Source organism: Streptomyces sp. NRRL S-1022 (assembly GCF_000720135.1).
In the GTDB taxonomy this organism is placed as follows: Bacteria; Actinomycetota; Actinomycetes; order Streptomycetales; family Streptomycetaceae; genus Streptomyces.
Map to the genome: position 1 here is coordinate 188,082 of NZ_JOIU01000014.1, position 19,587 is coordinate 207,668.

General features: G+C 69.7%; 25 protein-coding genes. 1 reads left to right on the top strand and 24 read right to left on the bottom strand.

From position 1 onward, the window contains the following. Position 1: 1 nt before the first annotated feature. From IG05_RS0121085 to IG05_RS0121175, 18 genes are all read right to left on the bottom strand, one after another. Complete coding sequence (locus IG05_RS0121085; RefSeq protein ID WP_030344753.1) at positions 2–1,219, bottom strand: hypothetical protein; 1,218 nt, start codon at positions 1,217–1,219, stop codon at positions 2–4. Further along, the gene (locus IG05_RS0121090) at positions 1,219–6,168 is read right to left on the bottom strand and encodes a hypothetical protein (RefSeq protein WP_051790084.1); all 4,950 of its coding nucleotides are present in this window, start codon (positions 6,166–6,168) and stop codon (positions 1,219–1,221) included. Before IG05_RS0121090 ends, IG05_RS0121085 begins: the two co-directional genes overlap by 1 nt. Positions 6,169–6,570: 402 nt before the next feature. Continuing rightward, positions 6,571–6,981 carry a hypothetical protein gene (locus IG05_RS0121100; protein ID WP_030344758.1) on the bottom strand — a complete coding sequence of 137 codons (411 nt, stop codon included), beginning with the start codon at positions 6,979–6,981 and terminating at the stop codon, positions 6,571–6,573. A 44-nt stretch (positions 6,982–7,025) separates the two neighbouring features. Next, positions 7,026–7,586 (bottom strand): hypothetical protein, encoded by a 561-nt coding sequence (locus IG05_RS0121105; RefSeq protein ID WP_030344760.1) that lies wholly within the window; start codon positions 7,584–7,586, stop codon positions 7,026–7,028. Between the two features lie 3 nt (positions 7,587–7,589). Beyond that, a complete protein-coding gene (locus tag IG05_RS0121110; protein ID WP_030344761.1) occupies positions 7,590–7,799 on the bottom strand; it encodes a hypothetical protein in 210 nt (69 codons plus the stop codon). Further along, on the bottom strand, positions 7,799–8,023 hold the full coding sequence (locus tag IG05_RS0121115) for a hypothetical protein (protein WP_030344763.1): 225 nt from the start codon (positions 8,021–8,023) through the stop codon (positions 7,799–7,801). Before IG05_RS0121115 ends, IG05_RS0121110 begins: the two co-directional genes overlap by 1 nt. Continuing rightward, positions 8,020–8,484, bottom strand: coding sequence for a hypothetical protein (locus tag IG05_RS0121120; protein ID WP_030344764.1), 465 nt, complete (start codon positions 8,482–8,484; stop codon positions 8,020–8,022). The genes IG05_RS0121115 and IG05_RS0121120 overlap by 4 nt, the downstream gene beginning before the upstream one ends. Then, on the bottom strand, positions 8,481–8,852 hold the full coding sequence (locus IG05_RS0121125) for a hypothetical protein (RefSeq protein ID WP_051790087.1): 372 nt from the start codon (positions 8,850–8,852) through the stop codon (positions 8,481–8,483). Before IG05_RS0121125 ends, IG05_RS0121120 begins: the two co-directional genes overlap by 4 nt. 71 nt (positions 8,853–8,923) lie before the next feature. Continuing rightward, a complete protein-coding gene (locus tag IG05_RS0121130; RefSeq protein WP_030344768.1) occupies positions 8,924–9,256 on the bottom strand; it encodes a hypothetical protein in 333 nt (110 codons plus the stop codon). Further along, entirely contained in the window at positions 9,256–9,702 is a 447-nt protein-coding gene (locus IG05_RS0121135; RefSeq protein ID WP_030344769.1) for a hypothetical protein, read from the bottom strand. Before IG05_RS0121135 ends, IG05_RS0121130 begins: the two co-directional genes overlap by 1 nt. A 3-nt stretch (positions 9,703–9,705) precedes the next feature. Beyond that, the gene (locus IG05_RS0121140) at positions 9,706–10,164 is read right to left on the bottom strand and encodes a hypothetical protein (RefSeq protein WP_030344771.1); all 459 of its coding nucleotides are present in this window, start codon (positions 10,162–10,164) and stop codon (positions 9,706–9,708) included. Positions 10,165–10,232: 68 nt separating this feature from the next. Further along, positions 10,233–11,147 (bottom strand): phage major capsid protein, encoded by a 915-nt coding sequence (locus tag IG05_RS0121145; RefSeq protein WP_030344772.1) that lies wholly within the window; start codon positions 11,145–11,147, stop codon positions 10,233–10,235. Between the two features lie 133 nt (positions 11,148–11,280). Next, positions 11,281–12,066, bottom strand: a complete 786-nt coding sequence (locus tag IG05_RS0121150; protein ID WP_030344774.1) for a hypothetical protein — start codon at positions 12,064–12,066, stop codon at positions 11,281–11,283. Between the two features lie 64 nt (positions 12,067–12,130). After that, positions 12,131–12,442, bottom strand: coding sequence for a hypothetical protein (locus IG05_RS44135; RefSeq protein ID WP_037814331.1), 312 nt, complete (start codon positions 12,440–12,442; stop codon positions 12,131–12,133). A 20-nt stretch (positions 12,443–12,462) separates the two neighbouring features. Beyond that, complete coding sequence (locus IG05_RS0121160; RefSeq protein WP_030344775.1) at positions 12,463–13,479, bottom strand: hypothetical protein; 1,017 nt, start codon at positions 13,477–13,479, stop codon at positions 12,463–12,465. Beyond that, a complete protein-coding gene (locus tag IG05_RS0121165; protein WP_030344777.1) occupies positions 13,479–15,005 on the bottom strand; it encodes a phage portal protein in 1,527 nt (508 codons plus the stop codon). Before IG05_RS0121165 ends, IG05_RS0121160 begins: the two co-directional genes overlap by 1 nt. Positions 15,006–15,104: 99 nt before the next feature. Then, positions 15,105–16,712 carry a hypothetical protein gene (locus tag IG05_RS0121170; RefSeq protein ID WP_030344779.1) on the bottom strand — a complete coding sequence of 536 codons (1,608 nt, stop codon included), beginning with the start codon at positions 16,710–16,712 and terminating at the stop codon, positions 15,105–15,107. Positions 16,713–16,716: 4 nt separating this feature from the next. After that, positions 16,717–17,268, bottom strand: coding sequence for a hypothetical protein (locus tag IG05_RS0121175; protein ID WP_030344780.1), 552 nt, complete (start codon positions 17,266–17,268; stop codon positions 16,717–16,719). A gap of 90 nt (positions 17,269–17,358) precedes the next feature. On the opposite strand from IG05_RS0121175, the gene IG05_RS0121180 reads away from it, so the two are divergent. Next, positions 17,359–17,556, top strand: a complete 198-nt coding sequence (locus tag IG05_RS0121180) for a DUF7218 family protein (protein WP_158838973.1) — start codon at positions 17,359–17,361, stop codon at positions 17,554–17,556. A 427-nt stretch (positions 17,557–17,983) separates the two neighbouring features. On the opposite strand, the gene IG05_RS0121190 is transcribed toward IG05_RS0121180, so the two are convergent. From IG05_RS0121190 to IG05_RS0121215, 6 genes are all read right to left on the bottom strand, one after another. After that, positions 17,984–18,196 carry a hypothetical protein gene (locus IG05_RS0121190; RefSeq protein ID WP_030344785.1) on the bottom strand — a complete coding sequence of 71 codons (213 nt, stop codon included), beginning with the start codon at positions 18,194–18,196 and terminating at the stop codon, positions 17,984–17,986. 26 nt (positions 18,197–18,222) lie between these two features. After that, a complete protein-coding gene (locus IG05_RS47910; RefSeq protein WP_158838974.1) occupies positions 18,223–18,387 on the bottom strand; it encodes a hypothetical protein in 165 nt (54 codons plus the stop codon). Positions 18,388–18,475: 88 nt separating this feature from the next. Beyond that, the gene (locus IG05_RS0121200; protein ID WP_030344787.1) at positions 18,476–18,718 is read right to left on the bottom strand and encodes a hypothetical protein; all 243 of its coding nucleotides are present in this window, start codon (positions 18,716–18,718) and stop codon (positions 18,476–18,478) included. A 13-nt stretch (positions 18,719–18,731) separates the two neighbouring features. After that, positions 18,732–18,896 (bottom strand): hypothetical protein, encoded by a 165-nt coding sequence (locus tag IG05_RS47915; RefSeq protein WP_158838975.1) that lies wholly within the window; start codon positions 18,894–18,896, stop codon positions 18,732–18,734. A 16-nt stretch (positions 18,897–18,912) separates the two neighbouring features. Beyond that, positions 18,913–19,257, bottom strand: a complete 345-nt coding sequence (locus IG05_RS0121210; protein WP_030344788.1) for a ParB/Srx family N-terminal domain-containing protein — start codon at positions 19,255–19,257, stop codon at positions 18,913–18,915. 18 nt (positions 19,258–19,275) lie between these two features. Further along, positions 19,276–19,584, bottom strand: a complete 309-nt coding sequence (locus tag IG05_RS0121215; RefSeq protein ID WP_030344790.1) for a hypothetical protein — start codon at positions 19,582–19,584, stop codon at positions 19,276–19,278. Positions 19,585–19,587: the final 3 nt, after the last annotated feature.

Here is a 19,587-nt window from a genome sequence, read left to right on the forward strand (position 1 = left end):
GCTACCTCCGCACCCCGTAGACGGCTTCCGGCATGCACGCGATGTACTGGTTGCGCAGGTCCGTCGCCGCGTCCCCGGACACCGCGCTGCCGCCGCCGACGACGGCGCCGAGCCAGAAGTCCAGTGTCGTGACGTTCGTGCGCACCACGCCGCCGTTCGCATGGCCGGTGAAGGTCCGCGCTGACCCGGCGACGAACCGGTTGCCGTCGGCGTCGTTGCTGGTGGCCGTGACGTAGCCGGCCGAGGCGAGGGCGGTCACGTTCGTCTCTGCGTTGACCAGGCGCACCTTCAGCTCGTCGGAGCTGGTGTTGCGCTGCATGTAGCCCTCGACGAACCGGCTGCCGCGGCGCAGCGTCAGGTCCACGGTCAGGCGGCCGGGGCTGAGCCCTTTGGTCAGGCGCAGGATGGCCGCCTCGAAATCGTTGCGCAGCAGGGTGGCCCCGTCCCAGGTGACGATCTGGGTGCCGGAGGTGGCGAAAACCGCCCAGGGCTTCGAGCGGTAGGCGCCGCCGGTGTAGGACTGGACGTCGAGGCTGCCACCGCCGGACGCGGACCAGGTGACGTTGACCAGCCCATTGGTCAAGGACCAGCCGGTCGCGGCCAGCGGCACGTCTGCGCCGTACACCTCCTGGCCGCCGGTCGTGGTGACGCGGACTCGGCCGGTCAGGTAGCTCGTCGGGGGGCAGCCCCAGCGGGGAGAGATGTTCGCCGGGACGCCGCGGTAGACGGTGATGGTGCCGTCGGCGCCGGTGCGGGTCATGGTGCTGGGGTTGGTGGCGCCGGTGACGTAGCCGTAGTGCCCGATGGGCGGGGCGTGCCAGCGTTCCCCGGCCAGAGCGAAGTCGTTGAGGCGGACGGCACCGGTGAGCCTGCTCTGGAGGTCGGTCTCGGCGTCGGAGCCGACCCGGTCCAGGGAGACCTTCCAGTCGGCGGTGACCATCTCGTTGCGGTACTCGATGTACGTCGACGCTGCGGTCTTCACCGCGTAGTAGCCGTTGCGTTCCGGCTTGTCGGTGAAGGTGACCGCGATGACCTGGCCCGGGATGAGCGAGTTGATGCCGTCGTGGCGTGCGATGACCTGCGCGCGGGTGAGCGGCGGGGAGCTCTCCTGCCCTTCGAGGTCGAGGGCGCGGTCGTCACCGCCGGCCTCGGTCGCGGTAAAGGTCTCCCGCAGCGGGATCCGCCCGAGCTGGAGGTCGCCCCATCCGTACTGGGCCATCAGCGCGCCCTCTCACGGTCGTAGTTGCGCAGCGCTTCCTTCATCTCCACGACCAGTTCCTGCGCGGCCTGTCGGCGCGCGGAGCGGCTGGAGAAGTCGAACGTGCCGGACACGGTGATGTTCTCGATTGTCACGCTGCCCCCGGTCCGGCTGCTGGAGACGAGCTGCTCGAACATCTGCGTCTGCTGGGCGTCGAGGATCCGCTCCGGCCGGCGGGTAGCGTTCACGGCCATCGTGGCGCCGGGCTGGAGCAGCCCACCCGCGTCGTACTTCGTGGCCGGCGCGAAGCCCCATCGGCTGGTGAACATGGGGTCGCCAGCGCCGCGCGCCGTCCTGCCGTAGTGGACGCCGCGGCCGCCGGAGCTCTCGAAGTTGATCCCGGCCAGCGTGCCCGCCGTGTGGCCCACACCGGCGTTGGTGATCCCGATTTCGAAGGGGGACTTCAGGCCGCGGACCCAGCCGGACGGGCCGGAGTTCCCGACGAAGGCGCCGGTCGCCCAGCGGCGGTGCGGCTTCTCCCCGCGGATGACGCTCTCGATGGCGCTCATGAAACCCGAGCAGTCCCAGGACGGGTTGCCGTTGCCCGCCCACTGGTACGGGAGGCCACTCTGGGTCTTGGCCCAGGCGAGCGCGCGCTGCACCGCGGGTCCGCCCGTGGCCTTCTTGTCCTCGTCGCCGAGGAAGCCGAGCATGCTGTCGAGGGTGCGGTTCGTGAGGCCCTTCAGCAGGCCACCGAACCCGCCGCCGGGGATGGCGTTGACGAGCGGCCGGATCAGCGAGTTGATCGCCTTCTGCGCGGCCTTCTTCAGCCCGCCGATGACCAGGTCCTTGGCCCAGTCGAGAGCCCCGCCGAACAGGCCCTTGGCGCCGCTGGTCACGGTGCCGACGATGCCGCCGGACGCGAAGTGCTGTCCGCCGGCCTGCTCCCGTCGGCGCTCCTGCTGCTGGGTGGGGTTGCCGCCGGTGCGGGTGGGGTGGTCCTGGCCGAGCATGGCGTCGATGCCACGGTGCCCGCCGAGTTGGGCGACCTGTCGTTTGGACAGGATGCGTTCGCCGGGGGTGAGCATGGCAGGGACGGTGTCGGTGTTGCCGCTCCCGGGGACGACACCACCCCGGTTGAAGTTGAGGCTGATCGGGGGCAGGGTGAGCTTGGAGGAGATCTTTCCGGCGATCGTGTTCCACATGCTGCGCATGCCGCCGTACACGTTCTTGATGACCCACTTCACGGGAGAAGCGATCTTCGACTTGATGCCGTCCCAGATCGTGCCGAGTGCGTTCCTCAGGTTGGAGAACGCGGTACGCATGCCCGACGCGAACGCGCTGATCTTTCCGCGGATGGTGGTGAGGATCCCGGAGATTTTGTCGCGGGCGCCATTCCACAGCGCCGACCACGTGTTGCTGATGGACGTCTTCAGGCCGGACACGCTGTTCTTCACCCACGACCAGGCGCCCGTCACCGAGCTGCGCAGTCCGCCGTAGAAGCTGTCCCACTTGGACCGGACGGCGGTCCAAAGTCCCTTCCAGGTGTCCACGACCCAGTTCTTCAGGGTCGTGAAAATTTCCTTCGTCTTGGCCCAGAGGCTGCCGAACCATTTGATGATCGCCTTGACGAGGTCGGGAATGATGCTGTGCCCAACCAGCACGTCGTAGAGCCACTTGAATTTGTCGACGATCCACTTCACGCCGTCGGTGATCGCCTTGGTGAACGTGGTGATCCATCCGATGACCGTGGTGATCACAGGCACCAGGATCTGAATCGCGCCGGCGAGCACCGTGGTGAACAGCGTGGCCAGTTGCACGATCAGCGGCAGCAGCGGCTGAATGACCTGGAGCGCCAAGGTCAGCAGCGCGACCGTCAGCTGTGCGAGCGGCGGGATCAGCGGCAGCAGCGCCTGAATCAGGGGAGGGAACAAGGGCGCGAGCTGCCCCATGAACTTACCGAACGCTGCGACGATGGGCACCAGCGCGCTGATCACTGGCATAAGGCCCTGCACCAGCGCCGAAATCAGCGGGGCAAGCGCGTCACCGAACGCTGAGATAACCGGCGCGACCGCAGTGATGACGGCCGCGATCAGATCGCCCAGCGGCTGCAGCAGGGGCGTCAGCGACTGCACCAGGTCGAGCACCAGGGCGGCGATGTTCGACAGTACCGGCATGAGCGCGGTGATGATCGGGCCGAGCGCCTTGCCGAAGCCCTTCAGCAGCTGCACCAGGACCGGGCCAAGCTGGTTCGCGAGTTGGGACACGAATGGGGCCATCTGCGCCAGCAAGGGGAGGGCCGCCTGCAGGGCTGCGCCGAGGACGCCGGCGAGCATCTTCCCGATGTCGGCGAGCGCCTTGAAGATGGTGGTCAGTGCCTGCTGTACCTCGGGCATCGCCGTGATCCGGCGCAGCTCCTTGAAGACGCTGCCGAGCGAGCCGAGCGCGTCGCCGCCCGCTGCGCCTGCGGCCTTCATGACGTTGCCGAGGGTGCCGAAGATGTCGCCGATGAGGTGCCCGAACTGCACGGCGATGTCGAGCGCCTGATTGATGATCTTTTCGAGGTGGCCGTTCTTGGCTGACTGGTCGATCTGCTTGCTGATCCGGTCGAAGAACCCGCCGCTCGCGGTCGTGATCCGCTTGAAGGCCGGGGCCGCTGCCGTGCCGATCTGCGTCAGGCCGGTGATGAACTGTCCCGGAACCTTCGACAGGGGCTTGAGGGCGCCGTTGAGGCCCGCGAACAGCTTCTTCAGCTGTCCGGTCCGCCCCAGGTTGGTGACGGCGTCCATGGCGTTCTTCGCCATGCCGTTGAGGATGTTGGCCGTGCCGGTCAGGCCCGTGCGCAGCGACGGCAGGATGGCCGTGCTCATGGTCGAGAACTTCTGCCCGAGCCCGGCGAACAGGGAGTTCTGCACGCTCAGCTTCAGACCGCGCCACGCCTCCCGCTGGGCCACGACTGCGGAGACGAACGCCCTCGCGTTCGGGGCGAGCTTGGCCATGGCGTCGGCGGTCTTGCTGGTGGCCTGGGCGCTGGAGTTCTGGGCTTCGGCCATGCTGCGGGCCGCGTCGGTTACGGCCTGCTGGGCGTCCTTGATCTGCCGAGCACCGTCGGCAGCCGCCTTGCGCTGCGCCTCGCGTGCGTCCGCCAGGTCACGCTCGGCCTTGGCGGTCTTGTCCGCGCCGTCCTGCGCGGTGTGTGCCTCGTCGGTGTGGGCGTCCTTGAGTTCCTTGGTCTTGTCCTTGACCTCCTGAGTGGCGTCGCGGACCTTGTCCTTGGCGTCCTTCACGGTCTTGGAGCCCTCGACGCCCGCGGCGTTGGCATCGGCCGTCTGCTGCTGCAGCCGCGCGGTCTCAGTCTGCTGCTCCTCAAGGGCCTGCTTTGCTCGGTCGTACTGCAGCTGGGCCTTGTCGATCTCCTCTTGGGTGGCCTTGGCGCCCTTGGCCTTGACCGCGGCGAGTTCCTTCTCCGCGTCCTGGAGATCGAGGACCTTCTGCCGCTGGTCGAGCTGGGCATCGGCGAGCCGGGCGTTCAGGTCCTGCAAGTCCTCGGCGGCCTGCTTCCTCGCCGCCGTGAGGTCGAGCTGCGCCTGCTTCGCGGCGCGCTGGGCGTCCGCCAGGTCCCGCTCAGCTTGCTCGACCTGCTCGGCCGCACGTCGGTTGGCGTCCGCCACGTCCTGCACGGTCGACTTCAGGTTCCGCTGGGCGTCAGCAACCTGCCGGGCCGCCTGCACCCGGGCCTCGGCGGCCCGCTGCTCAGCGTCCTTCACGCCCTGTTGAGCCCGGGCCAGGCTGCGCTGTGCGTCCTCGACGCGGCGGGTGGCAGAGGCAGCGGCGTTGCCCGAGGACACGGCCGGCGCGAATGCCTGCTTGAAGGCGTCACCGACCCCGCTCGTGCCGATCTTGATGGCGGCGAACGCTGCGCCAAGTGACAGCACGGCGGGCACCGCGGTCAGCGCGGCCGGGGCCATCGCGGCCATCGCGGAACCCAGCGAAACCAGGGAGGGAAGGGCCTCCAGGGCAAGGGCGACGATGCTGGTGAGAGAACCCCTCAGCGCCCCCAGGGCACCCGACAGGCCGCCGCTGAACAGGCTGCTGATACGGGACGCCGCCGAGCGGTCCACATCCGCCCGGATGGTGACCGAGCGCGTCCGGGTCAGGGCATCGAGGCTGGTACGCGCAGCGGTGGTGTTGAGGTTGACGCCGACGGTCATCTGCCTGCGCCGGGTGAGGTTGGCCAGGCTGTCGGCGGCCACGCGGGTGTCGACGTCGATGCCGATGTTCACCTTGCGGCGCTGGGTGAGGTTCCTGATCTCGTCGGCGGCGACGCGAGTGTCTGCGCTGGCCCGGATGATGACGAAGCGATCGGCGGTCAGCCGGTCCAGTTTCTTCTTCGCCGCGTTGTAGGCGGCCTCGTTGATCTTCGGAGTGACGTCGACAGTCTGCTTGCCGGTCAACGCGGCGAGCTTGGTCCTCGCAGCCGCGTCGTCTACCTGCGCGGCAAGCTGGATGACCTGTGCCCTGACCAGGTTCTCCAGCTGGGCGATGGCCGCCGCGTCATCCACCTGGACCGTGAGCCTGACAGTGATGGGGCGGGCCAGCTTCGTCAGCGCGGACGCGGCGGCCTTGCCGTCCAGCTTGGCCGTCAGCCCGATAATGCGGGGCTTGCTGAGGGCGGTCAGGCCGCTCTTCGCCGCATTGCTGTCGAGCCTCGCGGTGAGCTTGACGGCGCGGTCTTTGACCAGGGTGCGCAGCGAGGCTGTGGCGGCTTTGTCGTCGAGCTTCCCTGCGATCTTGACAGTGCGGCTCTTGGCCAGTGCCGTCAGCTTGGTCCGGGCGTCCCTGTCGTCGAGCTTGGCCAGGATCGACGCGCTGACCTTCTTTGTCCTCAGCCGGTCGATCGCGCGGTCGTAGGCGGTCTCGTCGGCTGTGACCTCGACGTAGCCCTCGGCGATTCGGAAGCTACCCGCCACCCTCTGTTCCTCCAACGCTCACGAGCCCCGGGAAGCGAGCCCGGAACTGGGTCAGCGAGACCTCACTGACCTCGCTGTCGCCGCGCCCGGCCGGGGCGGCGGTGCTCGTGCGGGTTGGGGTGGTGTTGCGGGCCGGCTGCTGGCGGTCGCGCTCGGCATCAGCGCGGGCCGCCATCACTCCGGTGTAGGCGGTCAGTCGGTGTGCCAGCGCGAAGTAGCGGCGGGCGTTGACGGTGGTGGCGTCGGCTTGCTCAAGGTCGATGCCGTAGATGGCCAGGAAGTCGGCGTCCAGGTCGTCCAGGTGGTCCAGGACCCAGGCGACTTCGGCGATGCGGTCCCAGACGGGCTCCGAGAGGTCCGGCCGGCCGAAGCCGTCGCGCAGGAGCCGCAGCCACGCCGGGCCTACCGGGCCGTCGCTTTTCCCTCCTCCTTCTCCCCGCGGCCGAGGGACAGGTCGACAACGATCTGGATGATCCGCTGCAGCTGCTCGTCCGTCAGAGCGCGCGAGGACTCCAGCGCCTCGTACGCTTCCTCGCCCAGCACCCGGGTCAGCAGGACCGGGGCGGCGAACTGCTCGCCCATCTCGCCGGCGGTGCGCAGGTACTGCAGGGCCACTCCGGGCGGGATGTCCTTGGGGATCGTGTACTCGGTGTCGCCTATGTAGAAGAGCGGCACGCGCTCTTCCTCGATGTCGTCGTCGGCGGCGATCCGGATCGGTTCGAAGTCGAGGGGCGTTGCGGCGCCGGTGGGCTTGGCCGCGGCGCGCTTTCGGGCCGCGGTGGTCTGCCGGGTGCGTGCGGGGGTGGATGCCATGGGTGGTGCTCCTCGGGATGGGCAGGGGCTGGGGGCGGCCGGGCCTAGGAGGTCTGGTCGACGATGTGGAAGGGGGCGATGCTGGCGCTGACGTAGTGGCCGCTCAGCTTGATCGGGATGAGGGTCTGCTTGTCCTTGGTGTAGGCCAGCTCGGTGGAGTCGGTGTTGAGCATCCGCCGGCCGATGACGCGGCGCCGGAACTGGTTCGGCGCGTACCCGTCCATGATCACGGCGAAGTAGTTCGGCTGCGTCGCCGAGCTGGACACGTTGGGGTCGTAGGACTTCCAGCCCGCCCCGGACGCGGCGGTGCCACCGTTGAGGCTCATGGACAGGTTCTCCAGGGTGGCCTCGGCCAGCGACGTCTCGATGGTGAAGTCGACCTTCGTCAGGCGGGAGCCGACGCGGACGGTGATCTGGTCGACCTCCAGCTCCGAGTAGGTCTGGTCGACGCTGAGCTTGACGCCGTCCTGGGTGCCGCCCAGGTCCGTCCAGCTCGACGCCGGAGGCACGGCGTTGACCGCGGTGTCGGCCGGCTCGGTCGCGCCGAACGCCCCGCTGTACAGCGACGCCGGGCCCTGGATGAGGTTGGTGGTGGTGACGGCCATGGGTCAGCTCTCCTTGCTGAGGGCGGTCTTCTTCGGCGCGACGGCCGCGGGCTGCGGAGCGGGTTCGGGTGCGGCCGGGGCCGCGGTCGCCGGCGGTACCTCCTCGGTGGCGTCCTCCTCGACGAGGAGGCCCTGCCGCTGCAGGTCGACATACTCGGAGTTGTCGACCTCGATCTCCTGGTCGGGGCGCATGGTGGTGCGGACGGTCGGCATCAGCGGTAGTCCTCTCGGCGGAGCGGGAAGGTGTGGTGGGCGAACTGCGGGTGGAACCGGAGCTCGATGGTCTGCTCGGGCGGGATGCTCGGCGGGCACGGCACGATCCGGATCGGGCCGGCGAGCAGGAACTCAAGCTCCGGCCGGCTGTCGTGGACGATCGTCCGGCCGTTCCAGCTGAGGAGCTGCCCGTGCGGGGTGTCCTCCTGAATGGCCCACTTCACGAGGGCACCTCCGTCCAGGCGATGACCAGGCCCGGGATGCTGTAACGGGCGTACGACGAGGGGTCGTCGGGCACACGCCGGGGCTCGCCGGTGGTGTATGCGGACAGCACCCGCGCGGCCGGGTAGCCGGTCGGCAGGGCGACCGTCTGGGGGATGGCCGGGTGGTCGTAGCAGGCGGCCTGGATCGCCTCGGCCAGGACGGCGGCCTTGTTCCATGGCGGCTTCTGGCTCTGGGGGTTGACCGCCCAGCAGTCGACGCCGATCGCGGGTTCGCGTAGCGGCACGTACAGGTTGGGGGTGCCGCCGGCCACGGTGAGGGTGACGAACCCGCCATCCGCCCAGCCGAGGCTGCCGTCCGTGCCCGGCTTGGGCAGGGTGGTGGCGACCCGGTCGCCGACCACGGTCTTCAGCCAGGCGGTGGCCACCAGCTCGTGGGTGGCGCGCAGCGGGGGTGTGCTCATGCGGTCCTCCGCTGGAACAGGGCCGGCCGGAGGTACGGCTGAGCGTGGGTGCCGGGGTGGTTCACGCGGGCAACCGGGTGGTCGGCGCCCGGCCAGTGCAGCGCCTTCTTGTTACGCGGCAAGATGACGTGCGGGGCCGTGCCCATCTCGACGTCGGTGGCGTAGTTGCAGTCCAGCGAGCCGACCCGGAGGACCTTGTCGTGGACCTCGGCGCGGAGAGAGTCCGCGAGCCGGCCGGACCGCTTCGGCACGAAGTTCCGGGCGTCACCGAGGATGGCGGGGCCGATGGCGTGCTCCAGCCAATCGTTGATGGCTGCGTCGACGTGCGCGCGCGCTGACGGGTCGATCCGCATGCCGGATCGCGCCATGGCCGCCTCCTCTCCGAAGGTGGTGTCGTGCTGGCCGGCCCGGTCTCCCCGGGCGTGGTGGCCGTGTGCTGTTAGGTGGTGCGCCGCAGGTCCAGCCGGAGATCGGCTGTGGCCGCGGGGTTCGCCATCGAGGAGACGGCGTCGACGATGTAGAGGGCGCCGGTGCGCTCGTCACGCACTCGGTCCTGGTCCTGGATGTCCGTGCCGGCCGCGACGCGGGCGATGGCGTAGCGGACGATGCGGGGGGTGGGGTCGTCGCGGGTGGTGACGCGGCGGGACTGCTCGGTCAGGGCGGCCGGGACCCCGGACGCGACCGGGGTGTCGGTGTCCACCTCATCGCCGTAGCCGTCGGTCGTCGTGCCCCGCAGCACGGCGATGGTGGTGGTGGCCAGAGCGATCGGCATCACGGGCCTCCGGTGTAAGGGGCCCAAACGAGCGAGTCGTCGGTGCCGTCGGACAGCGGGTCACCGAGCAGCGGGCCGGCGCCCTCGATGGCCGAGCGGATGTGCACGGTCCGCGACCGCATCCACGACACCCGCTGCAGCGCCCGCTTGGCCATGGGAGCGAGGACCAGGCCGTCGCCGGTCAGCGTGGTGGAGACCTGGTCCTGCTGGATCTGCGTGGCATCCAGCCGCGTCTCCAGCCCGAACTGCCCTGCCAGCCACGCTGCCTGATAGGCGACGGCCCGGCCCAGCCAGTAGAGGTCGCGGCTCCGCATCCGCTCCGTGTCGGGGTAGACCCGGTTGGAGAAGACCTCGATCGCGGCCTGCGCCTGGGCAAGCTGCTGGTCCGTCACCGAGACGCCCGTGGCGTCGATGACGTCCTGCGCAGCGCACCAGGCCTGAACCATGGGTCAGCCCTCGGCCTTGCTGCTGCTGGTGTCCTTGTCGTCGGCCTCGATGACGTCGCGCGGCGTGGTGGTGTCCTCGGGCTGGTGGTCGACGGAGGACGGCACGGTCTCCACCGAGTAGGTGAGGACGACCGAGACGCCGTCCGGGTGGTCCTCGGCGCCGTCGAACGAGGCCTCGCCGCGCGGGTGCAGTCCGCGCTGGATCGCCTCGTTGTGCACGGCGGCCTTGTTCGCCTCGTGCTGGTACTCCTCGCCCGTCCAGTTCCGGTCGTGGACGACGAACTCCTTGATGTGCCGCGTGCCCTCGGCGCCGTCGGCGGACCGTTCGTCGACCTCGACCTCGGGCGCGCCGGCCTTGGCGGGGAACTGCCGCTGCCGGACCTGCTCCGTGTCCTCGGCCTTGGCGGCCTGTTCCTGCTCGGTGCTGGCCGCCTTGCTGCTGGTGGTCTTCCTCGCTGCCATGGCTCACCTCCCTGCTGTGTGGCCGTACCGCCCGGAGCCGGCGGGCGGTACGGCGTACTGGGGGTGGGTCAGCCGACGAGGATGCTGGCGCCGTTGGGGTGGCCGTAGGCCCAGCCGCGGCGGGCGCGCATCTTGAGGATTGACTCGTCGGTCAAAGCGCTGAGTCCATCCCTGCCGTCGATGAACACGGACTCCGGGCCGCTCCTCACGCCGAGGAGCATGAGCTCGGGGTTGACGAACGCCATGATCGGCCGACCGGTGGGGCTGGGCGTGGCGGTCGCGGAGATCTTCGCGCCGAGGCTCCAGCGGACGGGCACGCTGAAGATGGTGTCGGGGGTACCGGCGCCGTTCTCGTTGAAGATCGGACGGTTCTGGGAGTCGAGGACGCCACGCAGCGACTTGCGGAAGGCCGGGTGGGCGATGGCGTACATCGACCCGGGGTCGAAGTAGTCGCCGGATTCCACGGCGCCGATCGCGGTGGAGAACTCGCTGTAGGTCGGCGCGCCCGAGCTGGAGGCAGTGACGATGTTCGTGCCGCCCGTGTAGCCGAGGGTGCCGTCGGTCGTGTTCAGCAGCTGGTACAGGCTGGTGAACGGGACGGTGGTGCCGTTGCTGGCCGCGGACACGGCGAGCGTCGCGTTGTCGATCATCTTGGCGTAGGACTTCGACCAGCCCAGCATCTTGGCCTCGATGACGTTGGCCACCGAGTCGTCGATGTCCTCTTCCGCCAGCCTGGCCGCCTTGCCGAACTTCACCGCCGACAGCAGGACTTCGTCGTTGAGGCTGGTGTCCTCACCGTAGGCGCCGCCCTTGGCGACCACGTCGACGCCCATCCCGGCGGTGCGGGGGACGTGCTTGGTGTCGGAGCCCATGGGGATGCGGGAGGCGAGGGCTTCGACGGCGGAGATTTGGTTGATGCTCTGGATGACCCGGCTGGTCTCGTACTCTTCCGGGATCCAGGCCTCAAGCGTATTGCGTGCCACGGGGGCCCTCCTGCGGGCGCGTGATGGGGAAGCTGGTCGGCTCGGGCCCCATCACGGGCGCCTTCGCAAGCAAGGTCGTCAGCGCGATTCGATCACCGAATCAAAGCTCACAGGCTCAATGTACCTTCGAACATCAAGCTTTGCCCAGCAGCTTGGCTGCGTGGATCTCCGCCGTCGACCGCGGCTTGTTCGGCGCCGCCGGCCGGGGCGCCCCCGTGGGCCGCGGCTTCGGCTTCCGCTCCGGCACCGCAAACAGCTCCGGGTAATCCCGGGTCAGCTCGGCGATCGCCGCGTCCAGCCCGGACACGGCGCCGTCCTCGTCGACGTCCAAGCCGTCGAGGTCCACCAGCTTGAGTAGCCGCTTCAGCCGCGACTCGCCCTTGTCCCGCGCGGTCTCCGCGTTCGGGTCCTTCTCGTCCTGTAGGAACGCCAACGCCCCCGCCTCGACGAGTGCGCCCCGTACCGCGGTCCGCACCAGGGGAGTGCGGTACCGCTTCTCGCCCTCCTCGCGGGCCTCGCGCAGCGCCTTCTCGTGCTCGGTCTCGTCGCCGCGCGCCTTCTCCTCCAGCTCCTTGTTCCGCAGCCGGTGCCGCTTGGCGTCCTCGTTGGCCTTCTTCAGCGCGGCCTGCGTTCGCGCCCACTCGTCCTTGGAGGGCGGCTTGAACTCCTCGTCCGGCTCGGTCTTCTTCGCCGGCGGTTTCGGCTTCGGTGTCTCCTCCGGCTCCTCGTCCGGGGCTTCGTCCGGGTCCGTCTCCGCCTCAGGCTCCTCGTCGGGGACCTCGATGTCCGGCCCGCCGTCGTCGGTCTCGGCGCCGCCAGCGATGATGTGGATCGGCCGGCCGTCGGTGCGGTAGCCGAGGATCGTGCCCGGCGGCAGGCTGATGCTGTCGGCTTGGTCGTCGGTGGGGTGGATGCCCATGGTGTTCTCCCATCACGGGGTCGGCGGCGGCCCATCGGCGGGCGCCGGGGTCTGCGCTGGAGCCCTACCGCACGGGCTCGTAGGTGGCCTCGAAGATGTCCGGCTTGCAGGGGTAGTGCTCGCCTTGCACGCCAGTGATGATCCAGTCGCCGGGGCAGACGGTGTGCCCACCTTCGAGGGTGTCGATCCACCCATGCTCGTGCCAGGTTCGGCCGCACAGCTCGTGGGTCTTGGTTCCCTCGTACTCCGCCTCAGGGCGGCGGAAATATCGGACGACTGCGCCTTCTCGATCGGCTGGCCCATCGTCGGGGTGGTCGCCGTTCCGGTGCCACTGGTGGGCTTCGATCTCGACGGGCTTTTTGCGGAACTTCGGCATGGGGTTCGGCTCCTTGAGTGTCAGGCGGCGGCCGGGAAGCGGCCGGTTCGGAGTGCGGCGCGGGCGCGGGCCTCGACCGCAGGCAGAAGGTCATCAACGGCCCGCAGCAGCTCCCGCGCGGCACGCAGCCGGACAGCACGAGACTCCGACGGCCGGCCGACGCCGTAGCCGATGGACCGCTCGGCCTCGCGACGCAGCGCCTCCGGGAACGGTGTCCCGGACGTCTTCCACGCGTCACTCCAGGGAACGGCGCGGCAGCGGCAGTGCGCGTGCAGCGGCGGCCCGTCCACCCCGGCCGCCCGGGCGCGGCGCTGGCGCGGGTCCCAGGACAGGCCGCCCGGGAACGGCTCGCCCGGCGGGGCGGTCCGGCCGGTGTAGGCCAGGCAGCGCACGCACGCATCGGCCTCCGACACCCACACCCGCAGCGGCGCGGTCGCGCGGACGACGACGTCCAGCCCTTGGTGGACCGCGGTATTGATGACCCACGCGATGTGCGCACGCACGGCCGGCAGGACGGCCCGGGCGGCGCCGAGCCCGGCCAGCATGTGCGACCACCGCGACACCCGGTCCGGGTGCAGCAGGAACAGGGCGCGGTCGCGGCGTTCGGCCACCATGTCCCGGACGCGGCGCGCCTCAGCCAGCAGGACGCGACTCACCGACGGCACGCGCGGCTCCCTGCGCCCCCGGCCGGACGCGGCACGCACGAACTCGGAGCCCTGCCGCACCCCCATGACCAGCGCGGGCCCCAGCCCATCGGCCAGCACCGCGGGCGCCCGACGCGCGAGGTCATCCAGCAGCCGGACGGCGGCGGCCCGGGTCGCTGCAACGATGCGGCGCAGTACGTCCCCGGGCGCGGCCGGCTGGTTCGGGCCGCCGTACGCGCGGGTCCACGCGGTGAGCGTGCGGCGAACGAGCTCCTCGAACGCGCGGTCCATCCCGAGCAGGGCCCGCCCGGCGAGCCGGTTCTCCAGGTCGACGACCTCGCCCGTGTGGTCGTCCTGCACCAGGCGGGTGAGGTGCTCGCTGGAGTACGGCATCAGCTCTCCTCCTGTGCCTGCGCGAGCGCTTCAAGGTCGTCGATGGCGCCGGTCATGAGCGCGGTGACCTGCTCGGAGGTGATGACGCCGAGCGCGGCCGCGGAGCCGAGCTTCTGCGCGGAGTCGGCGAGCGATGCGAGGACGTCGACGCGGCGCTGCAGCTCGGCGTCGTCCGTACCCGAGAGCCACGCATCAACCTGCTCAGCGCGGTAGCCGGCCTCCATCAGCGCCTGGCGCCGAGGTACGCCGGCCTCGATCTTCGCCTTGACGGTCTGCCAGCCCTCGGCCGTCGACACGGACCGGGCCGGTACCCAGTCGACGTTGACGACCGGGTCCTCGATGCCGAGGCGGCGCAACGCGAAAACGAACGCCTCATGCAGGGCGGCGCCGTAGCTGGTCTGCCGGTTCTCCACCTTCGAGATGAACGGTCCGTCCTCCTCGCGGTAGGACTCGCCTGAGCGCTGGCTCGACTGGGGGTCGAACAGGCGCAGCGGTGTCTCGGTGATCTGGGCCATGGCCCGCACGTTGAACATGATCGGGTCGAGGAACACCTGCGGGTTCGCGGCGTCGAACTGACCGACGGCCTTGTAGCCGCGCAGCAGCCACATCTCGCCCGGCCCGGCCTTCAAGCTGCTGTCCTCCCCCGAGTCGCTCGGCCCGAGGCCCTTCTCGTTGAGGGGCCAGTCGCCGTCATCCCAGTCACCGGGCTCAAGGTCGCTGGTGTCGGTAGTGGAGGTCTCGGTCAAGGCGTAGCGCTGCGGTGCGCCCTGGTAGTCGACCGTCCCCATGTGCGTGGCCTGCAATTTGGTGATCGCGTTCTGCGGGCCGTACGCGCCATAGTGCTCGGGCACGCCGTAGGGGCGATCGTTGCGGAAGTGGAAGACCGGCTGTTCGTTCCAGTCGTGCTCGATCGACCAGGACTCGGGGTCCTCTGGGTCGGCCGGCCAGGGGTGCCAGTCGCCGGCCTGGTCACCGCGCGAGTTCTCCCCGGTGGTCCAGCGTTCGGTGCGGTCGTCGTACAGCAGCTCGACACGCTCGTACCGGCCTTCGCACCACTTCTTGATGGTGAAATTCTTCTTGCGCGGGTTGTCCTCGCTGTAGAAGACGCGCACCGTCTGCGGAGAGTTGTAGAACATCTCGACCCGGACGACGTTGCCTTGGGCGTCCTCGACGGGCAGCACCATGAGGTAGGCGTCGCCGTACTCGCCGGCCCGGCGGAACAGATCCGGCAACTCGATGTTGAGCTGGTTGTCCTGCCAGATCTTCGAGATGAGGGTGTTGGTGTCCTCGTCGGGGCTGGTGATCGAGGCGACCTTCAGCCGGTTGGTGATGGCGTTCACCGGCGTTTTGGCGAAGTTGAGGTCGAAGTCGATGCGGTGAGCGGCGAGGGCACGGCGCAGGCGGACGCTGGTGAAAACCTCGGGGACCTTGCCGTCGTAGTACAGGGCGGCCTGGTCGTAGCCGGGACGGGAGCCTTCCAGCTCTTCGATTCCGAGCATGAGGTCGGCGAGCGACTCGTCATCCAATGCGTCCTCCCACCCGTGACCTTTGATTCGAAGGATAGACGGTCATTCGAGTGGCGTCATGCGTCACGACATGCGCCTCGTGCCTTCGAAATGAAGCCGCTACGCGTACGCCGCCGTACGAGCAGACGGCGCCGCCCGCTTCATTGGCGGCATGAACCGGCGCACCGCCGACCCCACCGCGTCGACCATGTCGTCGTTCGGGCCCTTCGGGAACGTGCACATCTGCTGCTCCAGCTCCGGCAGTCTGCGCGCGTGCAGCACCCGGCCCCGCTGATACAGGCCGAGCAGCCCCTCCGCCCGCGCGAACTTCGGCTCGTTCTGGTGGACCGTCTTCACCTTCACCGGCATGTCGTGCAGGATCGCCTGCCAGGCGTCGCCGCCCTGGTTGACCTCGATCAGGATCAGCCCGATCCGCGGGAACTCATCCAGCAGCGCGAGGACACGGTCGCGGAGCTCCGGGCCCGGCCGCACCTTCAGCGCCATCGCCGCGTGCACGGTGCATCGTTGGCGCTGGGCCGACCAGGACACGACGGCCAGTCCGGTGAAGTCGGACGCCCGCTTCGCAGTGGTGGCCGGGTCGATGCTCAGCATCATGTGGGTGATCGGGTCTGCGCCGGTAATCGGGTCAACCCGGTCGGCGATGTTCAGGGTGCCGTCGAGGCGGTCCAGCACGGCCGGCGGCTCCGGGTAGCGGAAGTCGTCCGGCGTCCACAACGCCCCGTCCGCGGCCAAGGGGTCGTTCGCCATGTTCTTCGCATAGCTGCGGGTGTGCCGGATCTCCAGCAGGTAGCCGATCGGCCACTTCGCCGGCCACATCGACCGCTCCGTGCCGTCCGGGCGCTGCACGATCGGCAGGCTGTGGTGCGCGCGGATGCCCTCGTCCCGGATCCAGTCCTCGACGTGGACGCCCTTCGCTGCCTTCACCAGCTGGTGGATGATGCTGCCCGGCATGGTGACAGTCCCGCAGATCGCGACGCGGGCGTAGATGTTCAGCGGCAGGATCGCGTCCAGCAGGGTGGTGAGCCGCTTCGCCGCGAGCTGCGCGGAGTACGACGCCTCGTCCGGCTCGATGTCGTCGCACAGCAGCAGGTCGGGGCGTTTCTCCTCGACCTTCATGCCGAGCGCGCTGGAGTCGATGCCGTGCGCGGCGAAGATGAACCCGGACTTGGCGATGTACATGCTCTGGGTGTCGGCGACGTTCTGCCCGGACGGGCGCTTGGCCGCGGTGCAAAGGTCGGGGAAGTCGCGGCGGAGCAGGGCGTTGCCGTCCAGCTCGCGTTTGAACGTGGACAGGTGCCGCTCAGCCTGCGTGGCCGCTGAGGCGAACGCGGCGGCGAAGCGGACGTGGCCGTGCGCGGCGGCCCACATCGGCAGGATGAGGAACCACCAGGTCGTTTTGCCCGTGTTGCGGGGGGCGATCCAGGCGTCGCGTTCCTCGGCTGGGCCGGCGGGCGGCCGTATCCAGCGGCGGGCGGCGCGGCACCAGGCGAGGTGGGCATCCCCGAAGCTGATCCGGCCTTCCTCGTCTTTGAGGTGGTGGCGGAGGTAGACGAGGGCGAACAGCAGTGGGTCGAGGCGGGTGAGGACGCGCCGGCCTTCGGGGTCGGCGAGGAGCCGAGGGTCGAACTGGGCGAGGTAGGCGTCCAGGTCGAAGGTCTCGGCGTCCAGGCCGCGGAGGTAGCCGGGTGTGCGGGTTGCGGTCGTCACCGGGTCAGGCCTCGGTCGGGCCGTCGAGGATCTGCTGCTCTTCCAACTCGGTGCGGGCCTTGGCCTCGCGGAGCATCTCCTGCAGTTCGAGGTCCTGCTGCGTCACCTCGTGCACCGTGGCGTCGACCTTCGTCGGCTGGTCGAGGCCGAACAGCTTCCGGAAGCTTTCGCGCGCGCGGAGCGCCCGGTCGACCGCGCGGAGCTTGATGTCGTAGTCCGGGAGCGGGTTGCCTTCGGCGTCGTAGACGATCCGGCCGTGGGAGACCATGACGTGGTCGGCCTGGAGGATGTCGAGCACCTCGTCGTACATCGCTTCGAGGCGGGAGGCTTCCATCTCGACGAGCTCTTTGGCCGGGCCGAGGCAGGCGTCGCGGAGGGCGTTGCGGACGGCTCGGATGGCGCCGGCTTTGTCGATGCCGAGTTCGTCGGCGATCTGCTGGTAGGTCCAGTGCTGGGCGCGGAGTTTGGCCGCGTGGGCGTCGCGTTTGGCTCCTTGGAGGGTGCGGGTGTATCGGCCGCGGCCGTCGCGGTCGTCCTGGTGCGGGTTGCCTGCCATGGTGCGCCCCTCCTCATCTGGGTACCTTTGAATCGTAGGCGAACAACTTGTGTGATCTTTGTTTCTGCGGCGAGGAGTGGGGTGCTGGCTATGGTGTCCGACCGAGGCGGCCGCTACGGGTTCGTGTACCGATCCAGGCAGAAGGTCTACCGGGCGCTGCGCCGCAAGGGCATGTCGAAGTCCAGGGCGGCACGCATCTCCAATGAAGGCTTCACGAGGGCTGGACGTAGCCTGATGGCGCGCAAGGCCGCGAAGACGCGGCAGATGCGCGGGCGGAAGCGGCGCTGACGCCAGGGTGGTGGGTGGCGGAGGCCCCGGAGCCGGGCGGTGGCTCCGGGGCCTCACGTATCCGAGGGCTGATCTGTGGGAACCGGTGTCTGCTGTCGGTGGCCGGCGGTAGCATCCCGGCACCGCGCGCGCTGGGGAGCGTGCGCTCTGTTGGGGGGTTGTGATGGGTGGAGGCTGTAGGGACTGTCGGACGTGCACGATGCCGGGGTTCGCTCGGCTCGGGCAGGACTGGGCGGTCGGGTTCATGCATCTGATGACGGCGGGGATCTCGTGGGTGGTGAAGCGGGGTGGGCTGCGGCATTGTCCGCAGTGCAGGCATCTGTATTCGCGTCATCAGCGGCGGTCGGATGGGTCGTTCATCGACTGATTGCGCGCAGGACGAAGGCCCCGCACTCGGGCGTGTGCGGGGCCTTCAGTTCGCTCGGGGTCAGGCGTTGGGGATCTCATCGGCGGTGACGGTCTCGAAGTGCCGCCACCGGCCGCCCTCCCACTGCTCGACGCGCGCGGTGTCGGCGGGGCTGGCGCCTCCGAGAGCGGCGCGGATCAGGGTGTAGGCCTTGGCTTCGCTGGTGTGGGCGGACTCGGCGCGAACGTCGGGTCCGGTGAGGATCACGCGCCACGGCTTGCGGGGCTTGGTCATGGGGTTCGTCCTGTGGTGTCGGGCGGTCAGGCGGCGGCGCGTTCGGCGCGGCGCCGGTGGATGCGGTTGGACAGGATGATGGGCCGCGCCTTGGAGTCTCGGTAGCCGAACGGCACCATCGCGCGCGTCTCAGCCTGCCGGTCGGCTGCTGCCTCGCTTTTGCGCTCCAGGATGGTCTGCAGGTTCGTCACGGCAGCGGTCCTTTCGGTGGCGGTGGGTTGAGCGTATGGCGGGGGTCAAGCGGCGAGGGCCCGCTCCCTGTGAGCGGGCCCGGGCCGGTCAGGCGCGGGTGAGGCGGGCGAAACTCTCGGTGAACTCCGCGATCAGGGCGAGGGCCCCGTCCGGGTCGTCGGCCGTCCAGCAGCAGACGGGCTGGCTGTACGGGGTCTCGGAGTCGTCCGGGTCCGTGTTCAGCCACCACGACTCGACGGTGATCCGGCCGTCGGGGAGGGTCTGGGCGGTGATGAACCCGCCGGGCAGCGGGGTGAACGGGGGGACGGTCGTGGTGGCGACAGTGGCCATGGGGGTTCTCCTCTCACGCCGCGAGGGCGAGGCGGGCGGCGCGCTTCCACTGCTGCCGCTCGCCGCGCTTCACGCGCCGGCGGGCGGTCCTGCGGTCGCGGCCGGGGGCCTGTCCGCAGCAGTGGCAGTCGCGTCCGCCGGGGCCGTCGGGGCAGTTGCGGCCGATCATGCGAGGCATTCGCGTCTCCGTTCGATCAGGCGGCGGGCCGGTACGGGCCCCAGCTGCCGGTCATCACAGGGTTGTGCGGCCGGTCCTCGACCTCCAGGGGCAGGTCGGACCAGACGAGGTGGGTGATGCCGAGGTCGATGGCGGCGGCCACGCGGTGGTGCCCGTCGACCAGCCAGGGCTGCCCGTTGTGGGTGCGGATCATGATGGGGAGTGCGATGCCGTCCTGGCGGATCTCGTCCAGCAGCTCGGCATAGTGCTCGGAGCGCCGCTTGTGGTCGAGGACGTCCTGGACGGTGATGCAGTCGGGGGTGTCGTCGTCGTCCGGGGTGAGCATGTCCAGGACGGTCACGGTGGGGATGATGCCGAGCATTTCGGAGTCTCCGTTCGGTCAGGTGGTGATGGTCCAGCGGGTGAGGCTGCCGTCGCCGTGGCGGATGGTCCGGGTGGTTCCGTCGGCGGTGACGTCCCAGCCCCGGAGGAGCGCACTGGCGGCTTCCGCCTGGACGTGGCCGCCGCACACGGTGGGCTGGCCGGCGGGCTGCCAGGTGCGGCCGTTGTCGTGGCTGATGTGGTCGATGTAGCGGGCGTCCTCGTCCAGGTCGGTGACACGGGGGTCGGCGTGGACGGTGCGGTGGTGGTCGGCGTAGTCGCGGGAGGACTGGGTGGGAACCAGGCGGCGGGTGGTGGACGGGTTCACGGC

What these genes read in the sequence shown, in the direction of transcription:
- IG05_RS0121085 (WP_030344753.1), bottom strand. Translation starts at nt 1,219, where the DNA reads ATGGCCCAGTACGGATGGGGCGACCTCCAGCTCGGGCGGATCCCGCTG.
- IG05_RS0121100 (WP_030344758.1), bottom strand. Translation starts at nt 6,981, where the DNA reads ATGGCATCCACCCCCGCACGCACCCGGCAGACCACCGCGGCCCGAAAG.
- IG05_RS0121105 (WP_030344760.1), bottom strand. Translation starts at nt 7,586, where the DNA reads ATGGCCGTCACCACCACCAACCTCATCCAGGGCCCGGCGTCGCTGTAC.
- IG05_RS0121110 (WP_030344761.1), bottom strand. Translation starts at nt 7,799, where the DNA reads ATGCCGACCGTCCGCACCACCATGCGCCCCGACCAGGAGATCGAGGTC.
- IG05_RS0121120 (WP_030344764.1), bottom strand. Translation starts at nt 8,484, where the DNA reads ATGAGCACACCCCCGCTGCGCGCCACCCACGAGCTGGTGGCCACCGCC.
- IG05_RS0121125 (WP_051790087.1), bottom strand. Translation starts at nt 8,852, where the DNA reads ATGGCGCGATCCGGCATGCGGATCGACCCGTCAGCGCGCGCGCACGTC.
- IG05_RS0121130 (WP_030344768.1), bottom strand. Translation starts at nt 9,256, where the DNA reads ATGCCGATCGCTCTGGCCACCACCACCATCGCCGTGCTGCGGGGCACG.
- IG05_RS0121135 (WP_030344769.1), bottom strand. Translation starts at nt 9,702, where the DNA reads ATGGTTCAGGCCTGGTGCGCTGCGCAGGACGTCATCGACGCCACGGGC.
- IG05_RS0121140 (WP_030344771.1), bottom strand. Translation starts at nt 10,164, where the DNA reads ATGGCAGCGAGGAAGACCACCAGCAGCAAGGCGGCCAGCACCGAGCAG.
- IG05_RS0121150 (WP_030344774.1), bottom strand. Translation starts at nt 12,066, where the DNA reads ATGGGCATCCACCCCACCGACGACCAAGCCGACAGCATCAGCCTGCCG.
- IG05_RS44135 (WP_037814331.1), bottom strand. Translation starts at nt 12,442, where the DNA reads ATGCCGAAGTTCCGCAAAAAGCCCGTCGAGATCGAAGCCCACCAGTGG.
- IG05_RS0121160 (WP_030344775.1), bottom strand. Translation starts at nt 13,479, where the DNA reads ATGCCGTACTCCAGCGAGCACCTCACCCGCCTGGTGCAGGACGACCAC.
- IG05_RS0121175 (WP_030344780.1), bottom strand. Translation starts at nt 17,268, where the DNA reads ATGGCAGGCAACCCGCACCAGGACGACCGCGACGGCCGCGGCCGATAC.
- IG05_RS0121180 (WP_158838973.1), top strand. Translation starts at nt 17,359, where the DNA reads ATGGTGTCCGACCGAGGCGGCCGCTACGGGTTCGTGTACCGATCCAGG.
- IG05_RS0121190 (WP_030344785.1), bottom strand. Translation starts at nt 18,196, where the DNA reads ATGACCAAGCCCCGCAAGCCGTGGCGCGTGATCCTCACCGGACCCGAC.
- IG05_RS0121200 (WP_030344787.1), bottom strand. Translation starts at nt 18,718, where the DNA reads ATGGCCACTGTCGCCACCACGACCGTCCCCCCGTTCACCCCGCTGCCC.
- IG05_RS47915 (WP_158838975.1), bottom strand. Translation starts at nt 18,896, where the DNA reads ATGCCTCGCATGATCGGCCGCAACTGCCCCGACGGCCCCGGCGGACGC.
- IG05_RS0121210 (WP_030344788.1), bottom strand. Translation starts at nt 19,257, where the DNA reads ATGCTCGGCATCATCCCCACCGTGACCGTCCTGGACATGCTCACCCCG.